This window comes from Phenylobacterium sp. (genome assembly GCF_044358365.1).
GTDB lineage: Bacteria > Pseudomonadota > Alphaproteobacteria > Caulobacterales > Caulobacteraceae > Phenylobacterium.
Genome location: NZ_JBIKNZ010000034.1, coordinates 19080 through 34088, shown reverse-complemented (window position 1 = coordinate 34088; position 15009 = coordinate 19080). Strand labels below are relative to the sequence as shown.

Here is a 15009-nt window from a genome sequence, read left to right as displayed (position 1 = left end):
TCGATCCGCAATTCAGGGACGCCCGCCAGAGCGTCCGGCGCATCCGAACGCATGGCCTCGATCAGATCACGCGTCTGCAGTGCGCAGGCGTCGAATGCGGCACGCGCAATTTCGGGAAGTCCGGCGTCTCGAGTCAGTCCAAAAATTGCGCCTCGGGCGTCTGCATCCCACCAGGGCGCGCCCAGCCCCGTAAAGGCCGGTACAAGAACCACGCCCAGATCGTCATTGGCCTGCGCAGCAAGTGCTTCCGCCGCTTGCGGGCCACCGGCTATTCCCAATCCCTGACCCAGCCACTGGATCGCCGCACCGGCGATGAAGATCGAACCTTCCAGGGCATAGGTGCGTCGCCCCGCAACCTGAGCAGCGACGGTCGTCAGCAGCCGGGCCTGTGACACAGGCGCGGACTCGCCTGTGTTCAGCAGCATGAAACACCCCGTTCCGTAGGTGGCCTTCATCTCGCCAGGGCGGATGCACCCCTGTCCCATCAGCGCAGATTGCTGATCGCCGGCCACGCCCCGGATCGGGATCTCGGCGCCCAGGATCGCTGGATCGGCGACGCCATAATCCCCGGCGCAGTCCAGGACCTGCGGCATCGACGTCAGGGGAACGTTCAACATCGCCGCCATCTCGGCCGACCAGTCCCCGCCCCTGAGATCATAGAGCAGCGTGCGGGAGGCGTTTGTGGCGTCGGTGGCGTGGACCCGTCCGCCCGTCAGTTTCCAGATCACCCAGGTGTCCATGGTGCCGGCCAACAGATCGCCCGCCTCGGCCGCTACCCGCGCGCCGGGCACCGTGTCCAGAAGCCAGGCGATCTTGGTTCCGGAGAAATAGGGGTCCAGCAACAGACCGGTAACCTCGGTGACGCGCCCCTCGCGCCCTTCGCTCCGCAGGCGCTCGCATAGCGGTTCTGTACGGCGATCCTGCCACACGATGGCGTTGTGGATAGGTTTTCCGGTCCGGCGATCCCAGACAACGACTGTCTCTCGCTGGTTAGCAACGCCGATGGCGGCCACCTCCGAGAGGCTCCTTCCAGATCGCTCGACCGCCTCGCGCAGCACAGCGACAGACGCGGCGAAGATTTCCTCGGCGTCGTGCTCTACCCAGCCGTCATGAGGATAGTGCTGCTCCAGCGGCCGACCGGCCTCGGAGATGGCGGTTCCGTCCGTGGAGAAAAGTATTGCCCGGGTGCTAGTGGTGCCCTGGTCCAGCGCCAGAATGAGCGGTTTTGTCATGGTCGCGGATTCCTTCCCTGACTTGTGGTCTTAAGCAACTCTTCATCGCCTGCCGTCACCTTAACCTTAGCCGCGTTCGCTTTAGAATGGAGGGATCCGGCGTTGAGCCTCGCGATGAGCAGCGAAAGTCTGCTCGATCTCGCCAAGAGCCGCCAGCCGGCGGACCGTGAACGCCTTCTGCTGGCGATCGCGGACCTGTGCGGAGCGCCCTATGCCAACGAGGCGATGAAGGCTGAAGGGATTCAGGCCCTCCTCAGCTCTATCTTCATGAGTCTGGTGGTCGAGGCCGAACGCGATATCCGTCGTCGCCTCTCACAGAAGCTGGCGTACGCCGATTGGGCGCCAAACGCCATGATCAACGTTTTGGCGCTTGATGAAATCGAGATTGCCAGACCCGTGATCGCCTTCAGCCCGGTTCTGGAAGACGCAGATCTGGTGCGACTTCTGGTCGAGGCCACCATCGAGCATCAGATCGAGGTAGCGCGGCGTCCATTCGTCTCTCGCAGCGTCATCGCCGCGATCCTGGAACAAGCCGAACCTGCCGTCATGACTGCCCTGGCCGGCAACGACACCGCTGAACTCTCGGACGAAGACATGGCGGTCCTGGTCGAAGCGGCGCGAGAAATAGCGGGCATTCGCACGCCCCTGTCCCGACATCCCAAGCTTTCGGAATCCCTGGCGCGACGCCTCTACCTTTGGGTGGGACTCGCCCTGCGGCAGAGCCTGTCTCAAAGGTTCCGGCTCGATATGGAGCTGTTTGATCAGGCGATGGCCACCTCCGTCGCCGAGGCTCACGCCGGTACACCCCCGGTAGCCCCGGACGCACCGCCCCGCACCATGCGCGAAGGCGAGCAACAGGTCATGGAAGAACGGCTGGTCAACAAGCTGTTAGCCGCTGGCCAGCTTCGCCCGGCCTATCTGGTGCGAGCCCTCCGCGAAGGCCGTCTTGGCTTGTTCACAGTGGCGCTGGCCGCCCTGGGACGGTTCGAGATCACCCAGGTCAAGGCCGCGCTGGACTCGGATCGCCCTGAACTGCTGGCGCTGGCCTGCGTCGCCGTCGGGATCGACAGAAGTGTCTTCCCGGACATTCTGGATATGGCGCGTCGCTTGAACGATGGCTCGCCCGGCGGCGGGGCCGAGGGCGCCCGAAAGGCTGCCGTTGCCTTTGCCCCGGTGTCGCCGGAGGTTGCACGGGTGGCGTTTGGTCAGGCTGTCAGGGCCCTGTACGTCGCCTGATCCCAACAGCTGTTTGACATGCGCTCGCGCATCGGCATTTCTGGCTTTCGATGAAAAACAAGCCCTTCGTGACCCGCCTCACCTTCGTGGCCAGCAGCCGCCCCGAGGCGATGGAAGCCCGCGACAAGCTGGCCAAGCGGTATGGCGACGCGGGTATCGACGACGCCCAGGTGATCGTCGCGCTGGGTGGCGACGGGTTCATGCTGGAGACGGTTCATGGACTGATGGCCTCGGGCAAACCCATCTACGGCATGAACAAGGGTTCCGTCGGCTTCCTGATGAATGAGTTTGTCGACGATGACCTCCTGAGCCGGATCAACGCCGCCGAACAGGCGGAGATTCATCCCCTCAGGATGCAGGCCGTGGATGTGGATGGCGTCATGCATGAGGCCCTGGCCTTCAACGAAGTCAGCCTTCTGCGCACCACGCGGCAAGCGGCCAAACTTCGAATCTCGGTCGACGGGAAAGTGCGCCTCCCGGAACTCATCTGTGACGGCGCGCTGATTTCCACGCCCATGGGGTCGACCGCTTACAACCTTTCGGCGCACGGCCCGATCATTCCTCTGGATTCCAAAATTCTGGCGCTCACCCCAATAAGCGCCTTTCGGCCCCGGCGCTGGCGTGGCGCGCTTCTAGCTCAGGCGGCGCGCCTGAGACTGGAGGTGCTGGAGGCTCCGAAAAGGCCGGTCAGCGCCGTGGCTGACAACTTCGAAGCCCCCAACGTCCTGGAAGTCTACATTGCCGAGGACCGCGATGTCGCCGTCTGCATGCTGTTCGACGCCGGCCGCAGCCTTGGTGAGCGGGTGCTTGCAGAGCAGTTTTCCGCCTGAACTCCCGCCTTTCGCGGCTCATTAACCGGTTCGCGCTATCACTAAGCAGTTGTCTGCAGGAGAGTCCCTTGAGCCAGCCAAAGTTTGGCCAAACCATCCAGGCCCCAGACGCCTTGCGTACGCGCGTCGGCTCAGGACGGATGGGGGGTATAGACCCGGCTGCCATCGCCAAGGCAGAAGCCGCGCTGAAAAGCCTCTCCGGCAACTTCGCTCAGTGGCTTGATGACGAGATCGCCAACCTGGAGAATGTCCGGGCAACCGTTCGCAGCGAGGGACCCAGCCCCGAGAACATGGAATCTCTCTATCTGCGCGCCCACGACCTGAAGGGCCTGGGCGCTACCTATGGATTTCCCCTGGTCACCCGGATTGCAGGACTTCTCTGCCGCCTGATCGACGACAGATCAAAGCGCCTTGAGGCGCCGATGGCCCTGATCGACGCTCATATCGACGCGATCAAGGCCGCCGTCCGCGACGGCATCAAGACCGACGATCATCCGGTGGGCAATATACTCGTCAAGGAACTGGAAAGCCGTATCGAGAAGTTCGGAGCCTGATCTCTCAGCCGCCGATACGTGACATCGGCTCGGCGACGTCACCGTAGCCGGCATCCGGTGGCAGCACCAGAAACCGGGATTCGCCGCGGACCTCCACCCTGGGCAGAACCGTGACCAGCGTCCGGGCCTCGGCCCGTGAAACGCAGTCGGCCGCATCGCGCGCCTCCGCCAAAAGCTGGACGTTCATCCGGGTCGGAAAGATGACGGTGCGTTCGCCGGCCGCCTCCATCCGCAGGATTTCAGCCGGCGCAATCCATTCGGCGTCCACCGTCTCGCGCCCGTCGCAGGCCGCCACCTGATCCGACGGCGCACGCACGGCATAGAACCAGGTGTCAAAACGTTTCGGCATCATCACCGGGGTGATCCAGCGCGCAAACACGGTCAGGGCGTCCAGGCGAAGTTGCACGCCCAGGTCCCGCACAACATCGAGAAACGCAGTTTCGCCGCGATCAACCGCCTCGCGGACCGAAAGGTCGCAGGCTTCGCCGAAGGTCGAACCGTCCCGCCGATCCGCCAGCAGGATGCCCGCCTCCTCGAACGCCTCGCGAATGGCGCCGATGCGCAGCACGCGCTGCTCATCATCAAATGCGTCCCATCCCAGACAGTGATCCGACCAGGCAGGGTCCTGATCGCCAGCGTGCATCTTGCCGCCCGGAAACACCAGCGCGCCGGAAGCGAAGTCGATCTGGTGATGGCGCTTCACCATCAACACTTCGAAGGCGGGGGTATCGCGCAGCAGCAAGATGGTGGCTGACAGCTTGGTTTCAGCGGGCTGGGGAGTCGTGCTCATGGTCGCCAGCTTGGAACCTGGTTCCGCAAGAGGCAAGCGCCTCAGGCGACGAGTTCCACCTCACGCATCGCCAGCGCACCATCGCTCATGCGCTGCAACAGATAGTCGACGTCTTCGCGGGCCACGGATTCGGGCTGGGTCAGGAAACGCTCCAGCATCCGCTGCTGGAACCGCGCCTGATCCTGTGCGCCACCGTCGAACTCCATGGCGTGAAAAGTATCAACTGCGGCGCGGAAGGCAGGGAATAGACGGGCCGGCAATCCCGCCCTCTCATAGATGGCGCGAAGGCCCAGAGGCCCTGCATCATGGATCATCAGCCAGGTGCGGTGATGCGGGATACCGGCCAATTCAGCCACGCCCCACTCGAAGAACGTCATGTGTCCGTGGGCCAAACCGCGCAGCAACAATGACGCGGTAAGTCGCCGCTGGGTGTACAGATGCCCGACGAACGCCTTGACGTCCGTCGTGCGTCCGGCCTGATCGACCAGATCAACCGTCACACGTTCAGCTGCGCCTGTGGCGATCTCCAGCGCCTGGACGGCGCTGATGGCGTGGTGGGCGATCAGATGCGTCCGCACCTGATCAGACACCAGTGAGACCAGTCGCTCAGTGATGGAAAGCGGCAGCACCGCGCGGTAGGCCACAGCGCCAAGCACCTGTTCCGAGGCGGCAAACCGGTCGATCACCCGATCAAGCGCGGACGCTGCGAAATCCGCCCCGGGGTTGGCGCAGGCCGCCGCCACGGCGCGTTCTCCGCCGTGCTCGGCGAGGCTGTCGGTGACCACGCTCGACAAGGTCGGTCGCTTGGCCACCGCGAGCTGTCGCACCGGACCGCCCAGCCGCACGATATCGGCCAGATCATCGTCCGTGAACGCCGGCGAAAACGCCAGCATCGGCAGGGAGACCGCCTCCACGTCGCGAGCCAGTCGCATAGCCACATCGCGCGGCACGGCCGGAGAAGACCTGAGTGTGTCGACAATGGCCGCACGCACCAGTTCGGCCGCATCCGCCGCCATTACCCGCAGGATATCCGCCGCCAGCGCGCGATCTTCGTCGCTCAGGGGCTGCCGCTCGATGGTGACGCATAGTTTGCGCGCGGCGCGGGCGCGCTCGTCCGGCGTGGCGCCTTTCACCAGCGTCCGGACATCCTCATCCGTCAGCGCTGATCGCGTCATCGCCATCGGCGAACCATTCCCTGCCCAACGTGCAACCGGGGTCCCGGACAATGACAGTGCCGGTGGCGCCTTAACGAAAGATTGCCACGCCGCTAGACTGGCCAAAACAGGAGAAAAGGCGTGCTGCTCAAGGGTCTCAAGGTTATCGATTTTTCCGCCTACATCGCTGGCCCCGGCGCGGCATGCATTCTGGGCGACTGGGGCGCCGATGTGATCAAGGTGGAGCGACCCGGCGGGGATTCAATGCGCCACGTATTCGGTGATCTCAAGAGCGACCTCGGCGCCAACCCGATCTTCGACCTGGATAACCGCGGCAAGCGCGGGATCGTCCTGGACATCACCCAGCCGGAAGGCCGCGATGCGCTCGCGAAGCTGGCTGAAGGCGCGGACGTGTTCCTCACCAATGTGCGGCCCGTGTCCCTCAAGCGCTATGGCCTAGACGACGCCAGCCTGCGTGCGGCCAATCCGCGCCTCGTCTATGCTGTGATCACGGGCTACGGCCTTGAGGGTCCGGAGGCGCACAAGCCCGGCTTCGACGTCACCGCCTTCTGGGCCCGCGCGGGCGTGGCCAACATGATGGCGCCCAAGGGGACGGAACCCTTCATGCTGCGCACGGGTTTCGGCGATCACACCACCTCGCTGGCCACCGTTTCGGCGATCCTGGCCGCCCTCTATGAGCGGGAGAAGACCGGCATTGGGCGGCTGGTGCAGACGTCGCTGCTGGCCACCGGCATCTGGACCGTCAGCTCCGACCTCGCGGTTCAGCTGAAGTTCGGCCGCCTGGCCTCGAACCGCCCCCGCAACAATCCCGTCAACGCCATGTCCAATTTCTACAGGAGCTCAGACGACCGCTGGTTCATCCACAATCCCCGCGGCTCCAGTGGCGGCTGGGAAAAGTTCTGCGCCGTCGCCGGCCGCCCGGATCTGGTGACCGACGAGCGCTTCGCCACCGGCAAGGCGCGGCGCGAAAACGCCCGACCGCTCACCGAAGCGTTCGACGGCGCCTTCGCCGCCCTGCCCTTTGACGAGATCGCGCGCCGGCTCGACGAGGCCGACCTTGTCTGGTCCGCCGTCCAGACCCCGGCCGACGTCGCCGCTGATCCCCAGGCCGCCGCCGCCGGCGCATTCATCGACGTCGAGGATGGCCAGGGCGGAACCTTCCGCTCCCCCGCCGCCCCGGCCAGATTCCCCGGCGCCGACGCCACGGTGCGCCCGCGCGCACCAAGACTGGGCGAACACACCCGCGAAGTTCTGGCCGAGTTGGGCTACGGCGAGGCGGCGATCCAGGCCATGCTGACGGCCGGGGCTGCGGCAGATTGATTTCCACGGTCCGGTTCCACGGGCCTCGCGGACGCATTCGTGTTTTCGTGTGGCGCCTGGATCCTGACGGGACGCCGAGCCTGCTCGGCCGCTTCTGCGGCGGAACCGCATGGTTGCGTCCGCCCGCCCCCGCCTGTTAGGCCCAAAGCCATGAGCGACGTCGAGTCCCCCGGCGATAGCGGCCCAATCACCCGCGGCTGGCTTGTGCTGGCCATCATCGGCTCGGCTCTGCTGATGCAGACGCTGAATGCGACTGTGATCGCCAATGCACTGCCGGCCATGGCAAAAACCTTCGGAGTCGAACCACTCAGGCTCAACATCGCCATCACCGTCTACTTGCTGTCCGCGGCGATTTTCCTGCCGCTCAGCGGGTGGCTTGCGGACCGGTTCGGGGCACGGCGCGTGTTCATGAGTTCCATCGTGCTATACGCTGTGGGCGCGATCGCCTGCGGGGTGTCGGAGACCTTGTGGCAGCTGATCGCCGCGCGGTTCATCCAGGGCGCGGCGGGCGCAACCCTGATGCCGGTTGGGCGGTTGGTTCTGCTGCGCACCACACCCAAACGAGAGCTGGTGGGGGCGTTGTCGGTGGTCACCATGCCGGCGCTGTTGGGGCCCGTGGTGGGGCCAGTGCTGGGCGGAGCCATCGTCACCTTTGCCGACTGGCGCTGGATCTTCTTCATGAACCTGCCCATCGCCGTGACGGGCCTGATCCTCTCATGGCGCTTCATCCCGGAGGTGCGCGAGACCGACGCGCCACCGGTAGACATTCCGGGCATCCTGCTGACGGGGCTGGGTCTTGCCGCCCTGATCTTCGGGTTCGAGAACCTCAGCCGGGATGCGATATCGCCCCTGGCCATTACAGGCCTTTTCGCGGCCGGTCTGACCGCGCTTGCAGTCTATGGCTGGCATGCGAAACGCACACCTCACGCGGCCGTTGACCTGTCGATCTTTTCGAAGCCCACCTTCGCGGCCTCGGTGCTGGGCGGAGCCTTCATGCGCGTCGCGATGGGGGCCAACCCGTTCCTGCTGGCGATGCTGCTGCAGGTGGCGTTCGGTCTGTCGGCGCTGGCCGCCGGGACCATGACCTGCATCTCGGCTCTCGGCGCGTTGCTGATGAAAACCGCCGCACCGCCGATCCTGCGCCGGTTCGGGTTTCGCTCCGTGCTGCTGGTCAATGCGGTGATCGTGGGCGCCAGCTTCATGGCCTATTCGCTGTTCCGCCCGGACTGGCCGCATTGGGTCATCGCCGCCATTCTGGGGGTCGGCGGCTTTTTCCGGTCCCTGCAGTTCAGTTCGCTGAACGGCATGGCCTACGCAGACATTGATCAGGAGCAGATGAGCAAGGCGGCAACCACCTCGTCCATGGCCCAGCAACTGGTCCAGTCTGTCGGCATCGGATTGTCGGCCAGCCTGTTGACCTTCCTGATGCGGCTGGAAGGCGAGACGCGCCTGACCGTAGCCGTGGTCTCGCCGGCCTTTACGGTGATCGGCGCGGTTACCCTGATCTCGATGTTCTGGTTCTTCCGCTTGCCCAGGGACGCCGGCGACGAAATGAACGACAGAAAGCCCAGCTAGGCATAGGTTTGCCGCCCTGCTATGGTGCGCGCCATTTTCAGCCCCTACATTCAAGGTCCCTGAGCATGAAGTTTCTCGCTGTCCTGGCCGCGTCGCTGCTGGCATTTGGATCGCCGGCCCTCGCTGCCCCGGTCGCCAAGCCCGCTGCAAAGGCCCAGCGCATCGTCCTGCCGACCGATGTGCGTCCTGATCGCTACGACATCACGATCACGCCGGACGCCGCCAACCTGCGATTCACAGGCCGCGCCGACATTGCCTTGACCGTCGTGCGCGCCACCGACCGGATCGTGCTCAACGCCGCCGATCTCACCCTTGGCAAGGCGTCCCTGAGCGGTCAGTCGGCGACGCCGCGCATTGTCGCCGACACCAAACAGGAAACCGTCGCGTTCGTATTCCCTCAACGCCTGGCGCCTGGCCGCTACACCCTGTCGATCGACTATACGGGGAAGATCTACCAGCAGGCCTCCGGAATGTTCGCGCTCGACTATGAGGGCTCGGACGGCGCCCAGAAGCGCGCGCTCTTCACGCAGTTCCAGAACTCCGACGGCCGCCGCTTTGCGCCCATGTGGGATGAGCCCGGGATCAAGTCGGTCTTCGCCCTGTCGGTGGTGAGCCCCGAAGGCCAGATGCCGATCTCCAACATGCCGGTCGCCAGCGATGTGGCCGGGAGCCCGGGAACTCGCACCGTCCGCTTCCAGGACAGCCCGAAGATGAGCTCCTATCTGCTGTTCTTCGCCCTGGGCGATTTCGAGCGCATCAGTCAGAAAGTTGGCGACACCGATGTCGGCGTCGTGGTCCGCAAGGGTGACGCTGAAAAGGGCCGCTATGCGCTGGAATCCGCCGTCAAGCTGCTCGGCTATTTCAATGACTACTTCGACACCCCGTACCCCTTGCCCAAGCTGGACATGATCGCCGGCCCTGGCCAGAGCCAGTTCTTCGCCGCCATGGAGAACTGGGGGGCCGTCTTCTACTTCGACTATATCGTCCTGATTGATCCCAAGCTGTCGACCGAGAGCGACAAGCAGAACGTCTTCACGGTCATCGCCCACGAACTAGCCCACCAGTGGTTCGGCAATCTTGTCACCATGGATTGGTGGGATGACATCTGGCTGAACGAAGGCTTCGCCTCCTGGATGGAGAACAAGGCAACCGATCATTTCCACCCCGAGTGGAACACTTGGCTCTCAACCCAGGCCGGCCAGCAGGGCGCCATGCGTCTGGACAGCCGGGCCGGCACCCATCCGGTCATCACCGACATTCCGGATGTTTTTGCCGCGGCCACCGCCTTTGACGCGATCACCTACCTGAAGGGCCAGGCGGTTATCCGCATGCTGGAATCCTATGTCGGTGAAGAGGCCTTCAGAGCCGGCGTCCGCAGCTACATCAAGAAGTACGCTTACGGAAACACGGTCTCCAACGACCTGTGGGTCGAGCTCGACAAGGCCTCACCCCGCAAGATCACCGGCACGGCGCACGACTTCACCCTGCAGGCCGGGGTGCCGATGATCCGGGTTCAATCGACGAGCAGCGGTATTGTCATGACCCAGGAACGCTTCGGCGCCGACGCCAGCCAGCGCACGCCGCGCACCTGGCGCACGCCGGTCAACGTCGTCGGATCCAACGGCCAGTGGCAGGGTCTGGTCAGCGCCGCCTCGCCCGTCGCCGCGCCAATCGCCGGCCCCGTCGTCGTCAACGCCGGCCAGACCAGCTACTTCCGGACGGCCTATTCCCCCGAGCTCTGGGCCAAGCTGGCGCCGGGGTTCGCCGGATTGAAGGCGGCGGACCAGCTGGGCCTGCTCTACGACAGCCGCGCGCTGGGCGAGATCGGCGTTGTGCCCATGAGCGACTTCCTGGCTCTGGTGAAGAACGCGCCGGCGGCTGGCGAGCCGATCATGCTGCAGACCCTGTCCGATCAGTTGGCTGGCCTCGACTGGCTTTTCGAGGGTCGCCCCGGCCGCGCCGCCTATCGCGCCTTCGCGATCAATCGCGCCGCCCCCATCGCCGCGCGACTGGGCTGGGACGCCAAGCCCGGCGAGGCCGATAACGACGCCATCCTGCGCCGCTCGGTTCTGACCACCCTGGGCGATCTGGCCGATGCCGCGACCATCGCCGAGGCCCGCCGCCGGTTCGACCTTTATCTGGCTGATCCCTCGAGCCTGCGGGGCGCCGGACGCCTGACGGTGCTGTCCATCGTGGCCTCGACCGCCGACGCGAAGATATGGGAAGCGATACACCAACAGGCCAAGGCCTCGAAGGACATCACCGACCGCGCCCGGCTCTACAGCTACCTCGGCGCCAGTTCGGACCCGGTGCTGGCCGCACGGACCCTGAAGCTGGCGCTCAGCGGCGAACCCAGCCCGACCGAGGCCCCGGGCATCATCGGCGCTGTCGCCGGGTCCTTCCCGGAGATGGCCTATGACTTCGCCATCGCCAATCGCGCGAAGATCGAAGCGCTTCTGGAGCCGGGCCAGCGCGCGCCATTCTTCCCGCAACTGGCGACCATCTCGCGCGATCCGGCGACGCTGGCAAAGCTGGCGGCCTACGCCCCCACGATCCCGACCTCGTCCATCGGCGAGGTCGAGAAGGCGGCGGCGTCGATCCGCTTCCGGCTGGGCCTGATCAAGGATCGGGTGCCGGAGATGGAGGCCTGGCTGGCGAAGAACGGCGGCTGATCAGGCGGCCGGCGCCGATCGCAGCTCAGAACGCCGACTTCAGCGTCAGGCCGAACGTTCGCGGATCGCCGGGCTGCCCCGCAATCAGCCCGGTGTTGCCCGGGCCAACGGCCAGCTGTTCGAAGTAGTTCTCGTCGAACGCATTACGCACCCAGGCGTAGACGTTGAGGCCGTCTTCTATCCGGAACCCGGCCCGGAAGTTCGACAGCGAGTAGCCATCGACATAGGTGTAGATCGACGGCGAGGCGTTGGACGAGAAGCCGGACCGGTAGCTCCCGTCATAGCCCAGGTAAACCTCTCCCTCCTTGCCGAGGAGCCTGGCCGGCGTGTTCGCCTCGGCGCCGAACGAGAGGCTCCATTTGGACACGCCAGCCAGCCGCTGGCCGGAAATGTCGCAATTGGCCGGACTCAAGCCTCCGGGCGTACCGGGCGCGCTGGGGACCTGGCCGGCAGCGACCGTCGTACCGCCTGACCGTTCCGGCGGGCACGGCGCGTCGACGAATCTCTTGTACTCGGCATCGGTGTAGGCGCCGTTCACGTAGGCGTTGAAGCGCTGGCCTGGCCGCACTGAGAAGTCGAATTCGAAACCCTGGCTGCGGACCTTGCCCGCGTTGGCGAGATAGCCGCGCAGGACGCCGAGCTGGCCGTTTGTGACCGTGGCCTGATAGTCCTTGATGTCAGTGCGGAAGGCCGAAAGGTTCAAGGTCGCCCGACGGTCCCAGAACTGGGTCTTCAGGCCGCCCTCGAAATGGCTGACGTCCTCGGGCTTGATGCTCCCCGCCGACAGGATCGGATTGCCGGCCGCGTCGGTGGGAAGGCCGTTCTGATTGATCCCGCCGCTTTTGAAGCTCTTGGCATAGGTGACATAGGCCAGCACAGAGGACGTGACCTTGTAGCTGGCCGTCAGGTCGTAGCTGAAGTTCCAGTCGCTAAAGCTGGGCGCGCTGAGCTGGGGCGTGAAAACCGCGAGCTGCGCCGCGCGACGCGCACCCGTCTGACCAAACAGTACCGGAACGCCCTGCCCGTCGAAGACCTGACGCTGATAGAAGCCTTCCTTCTTGTCGTAGTTCAAGCGAACCCCGGGCTGGATCGTCAGGGCGTCAGTGACCTTCCAGCTCGTCTGGCCGAACACCGCGAAGCTGGTGCTTTTGAGATACTGAGTGTTGCGGGCGACCAGGCCGTCCAGCACAGTCGGATCATTCGAAAGCACATTGCTCGGCGCAATGTTCCACCGGCTGGAGGCAGGGCCCTGCTGCTCGGTGCCCTGGGTGTCGATCCGTTGCTTGAAGGCGAAGGCGCCGACGACGAAATCCAGCTGGTCACCGACGTAATTGTAGCGCAGTTCCTGCGTGTACTGGTCCTGTTGCGACGGGTTCTGGGACTTCGAAACGATCGACAGCCCCAGGAAGTCGCGGTCGTTTTCCGGCTTCCAGTCCCAGAAGCGCCAAGCCGTGACCGACGTCAGCGTGCCGGGTCCGACATTCCAGACGGCCCGCACCGAGGCGCCGCCGATCTTGTTACCCGCATTGAGATTGGCGTCGACGTCGGTCACCCGGTCAAAGGGGTTGGTGCTGACAACCGTGTAGTTCTGCGCGGCGGCAAGGGCGGCATACTGGCGGTTCAGCGGCCGCTGCGTTGCCCCGGTGCGCACGAAGATCTGTGCACAACATTCGGCGTCCTGCGTGCTGTAGTCGGCCGCCAGTGCGATCGCGAGCGCATCGTCAGGCCTGAACAGCAGTTGGCCGCGAATGCCCAGGTTATCCTGACCGTTGACCCATTGCCGGCTGGTCACGTTGTAGATCGAACCGCGTCGGGTCGTCGATGAGACGGCAAGACGCGCCGCCAAAGTGTCGGTCAGCGGTCCAGAGATCGCCGCCTTCGCCTGCTTGAACTGCAGATTGCCGAACGACACCTCGGCCTTGGCCTCGAAGTCGAAGGTCGGCTGATTGGTGGTGATGTTCACCGCACCGGCTGTGGTGTTCTTGCCGTACAAGGTGCCCTGCGGGCCGCGCAACACCTCGACCCGGGCGACATCCAGGAAGTCGAACGTCGCCGTGGCCACCCGCGAATTGTACACGTCGTCGATATAGAACCCGACGCCCTGTTCGAAACCGTCACTGGTAAGGCCGAACGGCACGCCGAGGCCACGGATGTTCACTGCGGTATTGCGGGGGTTGCTGGAGTAATACTGCAAGGTCGGCGTGAGCTGCTGCAGGCGACCGACATTGAATGCGCCGGTAGCGTCGATCTTGTCCCCGCCGACAACCGAGATCGCCAATGGCACCGTCTGGACGGTTTCCTCGCGACGGCGGGCGGTGACAGTCACTTCGTCGACGGTGGAGCTGGCCTCCGCCTCAGCCGCGGCGGCATCGCGTGCCGCAGCGGTCGCGGTCGGTGCGGCTTCGACCGGGATGGTTTGCGCCATCGCCGCCGTGGACGCACTGCAAAGCATTGCCGCAAGGCCAAGGCGGCGGATCATCGGATACAGGCGCGCAGACGCAGACATTCGCATTTCCCTCTGGTCGTTGAGGGAAATGAGTAACTCTTCAATTCCTATCTAGTTAGTAGAATTAGACTGCTCGGCCTTGCAGATTTTCTAACCCTACTCAGCCGCCTGCAGCACCCGGCCGGCGGTGAAGGACGTCTTCGTCGCCAGTTCCGCCTTGGCCCGCTCGTACTCGTCGGAAAGCCTTCCAACCATCTCGGCGACGGTCGGGATGTTCTTGACCGCGCCAATGCCCTGGCCGCAGCCCCAGATGTCGCGCCAGGCCTTGGCTTTCTGATTTCCGCCCGAGCCGAAGTTCATCGCCGAGGGGTCGGATTTGGGCAGATCGTTGGGGTCCATTCCCGCCGCAATGATCGACGGCGTCAGATAGTTGCCGTGAACGCCGGTGAACAGGTTGGTATAAGTAGTGTCCTCGCCGGTCGAGGCGACGATCATATCCTTGTAGCCCTGAACCGCGTTGGCTTCCTGGGTCGCGATGAAGGCCGAGCCGATATAGGCCAGGTCCGCGCCCATGGCCTGGGCGCCCAGCACCGCGTGGCCATTGGCGATGGCGCCAGACAGCGCGATCGGACCGTCAAACCACTCCCTCAGGGCGTGAACGATGGCGAAGGGCGAGAGCGTGCCGGCGTGGCCGCCTGCCCCGGCCGCCACGGGGATCAAGCCGTCGGCGCCCTTCTCGATCGCCTTGCGGGCGAACCGGTCGGTGATCACGTCGTGCAGCACCACGCCGCCGTAGGAATGGGCCGCCTGGTTGACGTCCTCGCGGGCGCCCAGAGACGTAATGATGATCGGCGCCTTCCACTTGGTGGAGGCCTCCACATCGTGTTCCAGACGGTCGTTCGACTTGTGAACGATGTGGTTCACCGCAAAGGGCGCCGACGGGGTGTCCGGGTGATCGCGGTCCCACTCGGCCAGTTCCTCGGTGATCCGGTGCAGCCACTCGTCCAGCAGGGACGCCGGCCGCGCATTGAGCGCCGGGAAGGATCCGACGATCCCGGCCTTGCACTGGGCGATCACCAGGTCCGGCGTCGAGATGATGAACAGCGGGCTGCCGATGACGGGCAGTCGCAGGCGGTCACGCAGGACGGGGGGCAGAGCCATGGACATATCCTCGAACGG

Annotated in this window: 11 protein-coding genes; 6 read left to right on the top strand and 5 right to left on the bottom strand. The window is 64.9% G+C overall.

The features are described from left to right. Positions 1 to 1232: FGGY family carbohydrate kinase (locus tag ACIQ3B_RS10900; protein ID WP_397402443.1), on the bottom strand; the 1232-nt coding region annotated here is incomplete at its 3' end. Positions 1233 to 1346: 114 nt separating this feature from the next. On the opposite strand from ACIQ3B_RS10900, the gene ACIQ3B_RS10895 reads away from it, so the two are divergent. The 3 genes from ACIQ3B_RS10895 to ACIQ3B_RS10885 all read left to right on the top strand — a co-directional run bounded on the left by ACIQ3B_RS10895 (position 1347) and on the right by ACIQ3B_RS10885 (position 3852). Then, positions 1347 to 2468, top strand: coding sequence for a DUF2336 domain-containing protein (locus tag ACIQ3B_RS10895; RefSeq protein ID WP_397402442.1), 1122 nt, complete (start codon positions 1347 to 1349; stop codon positions 2466 to 2468). Between the two features lie 50 nt (positions 2469 to 2518). Further along, positions 2519 to 3298 carry an NAD kinase gene (locus tag ACIQ3B_RS10890; protein WP_397402440.1) on the top strand — a complete coding sequence of 260 codons (780 nt, stop codon included), beginning with the start codon at positions 2519 to 2521 and terminating at the stop codon, positions 3296 to 3298. 68 nt (positions 3299 to 3366) lie between these two features. Then, entirely contained in the window at positions 3367 to 3852 is a 486-nt protein-coding gene (locus ACIQ3B_RS10885; protein WP_397402438.1) for an Hpt domain-containing protein, read from the top strand. A 4-nt stretch (positions 3853 to 3856) separates the two neighbouring features. Here ACIQ3B_RS10885 and ACIQ3B_RS10880 read toward each other — a convergent pair whose 3' ends face one another. Together ACIQ3B_RS10880 and ACIQ3B_RS10875 are read right to left on the bottom strand one after the other, a co-directional pair. Then, positions 3857 to 4642: an NUDIX hydrolase gene (locus tag ACIQ3B_RS10880; protein ID WP_397402436.1), complete on the bottom strand. Its 786-nt coding sequence runs from the start codon at positions 4640 to 4642 to the stop codon at positions 3857 to 3859. Between the two features lie 41 nt (positions 4643 to 4683). Next, positions 4684 to 5823, bottom strand: coding sequence for a DUF2336 domain-containing protein (locus ACIQ3B_RS10875; RefSeq protein WP_397402434.1), 1140 nt, complete (start codon positions 5821 to 5823; stop codon positions 4684 to 4686). Between the two features lie 114 nt (positions 5824 to 5937). On the opposite strand from ACIQ3B_RS10875, the gene ACIQ3B_RS10870 reads away from it, so the two are divergent. The 3 genes from ACIQ3B_RS10870 (at position 5938) to ACIQ3B_RS10860 (ending at position 11384) form a co-directional block, all read left to right on the top strand. Then, on the top strand, positions 5938 to 7137 hold the full coding sequence (locus tag ACIQ3B_RS10870; RefSeq protein WP_397402432.1) for a CaiB/BaiF CoA transferase family protein: 1200 nt from the start codon (positions 5938 to 5940) through the stop codon (positions 7135 to 7137). Between the two features lie 150 nt (positions 7138 to 7287). After that, the gene (locus ACIQ3B_RS10865; RefSeq protein ID WP_397402430.1) at positions 7288 to 8712 is read left to right on the top strand and encodes an MFS transporter; all 1425 of its coding nucleotides are present in this window, start codon (positions 7288 to 7290) and stop codon (positions 8710 to 8712) included. Positions 8713 to 8777: 65 nt separating this feature from the next. After that, on the top strand, positions 8778 to 11384 hold the full coding sequence (locus tag ACIQ3B_RS10860; protein WP_397402428.1) for a M1 family metallopeptidase: 2607 nt from the start codon (positions 8778 to 8780) through the stop codon (positions 11382 to 11384). A gap of 25 nt (positions 11385 to 11409) precedes the next feature. On the opposite strand, the gene ACIQ3B_RS10855 is transcribed toward ACIQ3B_RS10860, so the two are convergent. Beyond that, on the bottom strand, positions 11410 to 13890 hold the full coding sequence (locus ACIQ3B_RS10855) for a TonB-dependent receptor (protein WP_397402426.1): 2481 nt from the start codon (positions 13888 to 13890) through the stop codon (positions 11410 to 11412). Between the two features lie 96 nt (positions 13891 to 13986). Continuing rightward, a complete protein-coding gene (locus tag ACIQ3B_RS10850) occupies positions 13987 to 14991 on the bottom strand; it encodes an NAD(P)H-dependent flavin oxidoreductase (RefSeq protein WP_397402424.1) in 1005 nt (334 codons plus the stop codon). Positions 14992 to 15009: the final 18 nt, after the last annotated feature.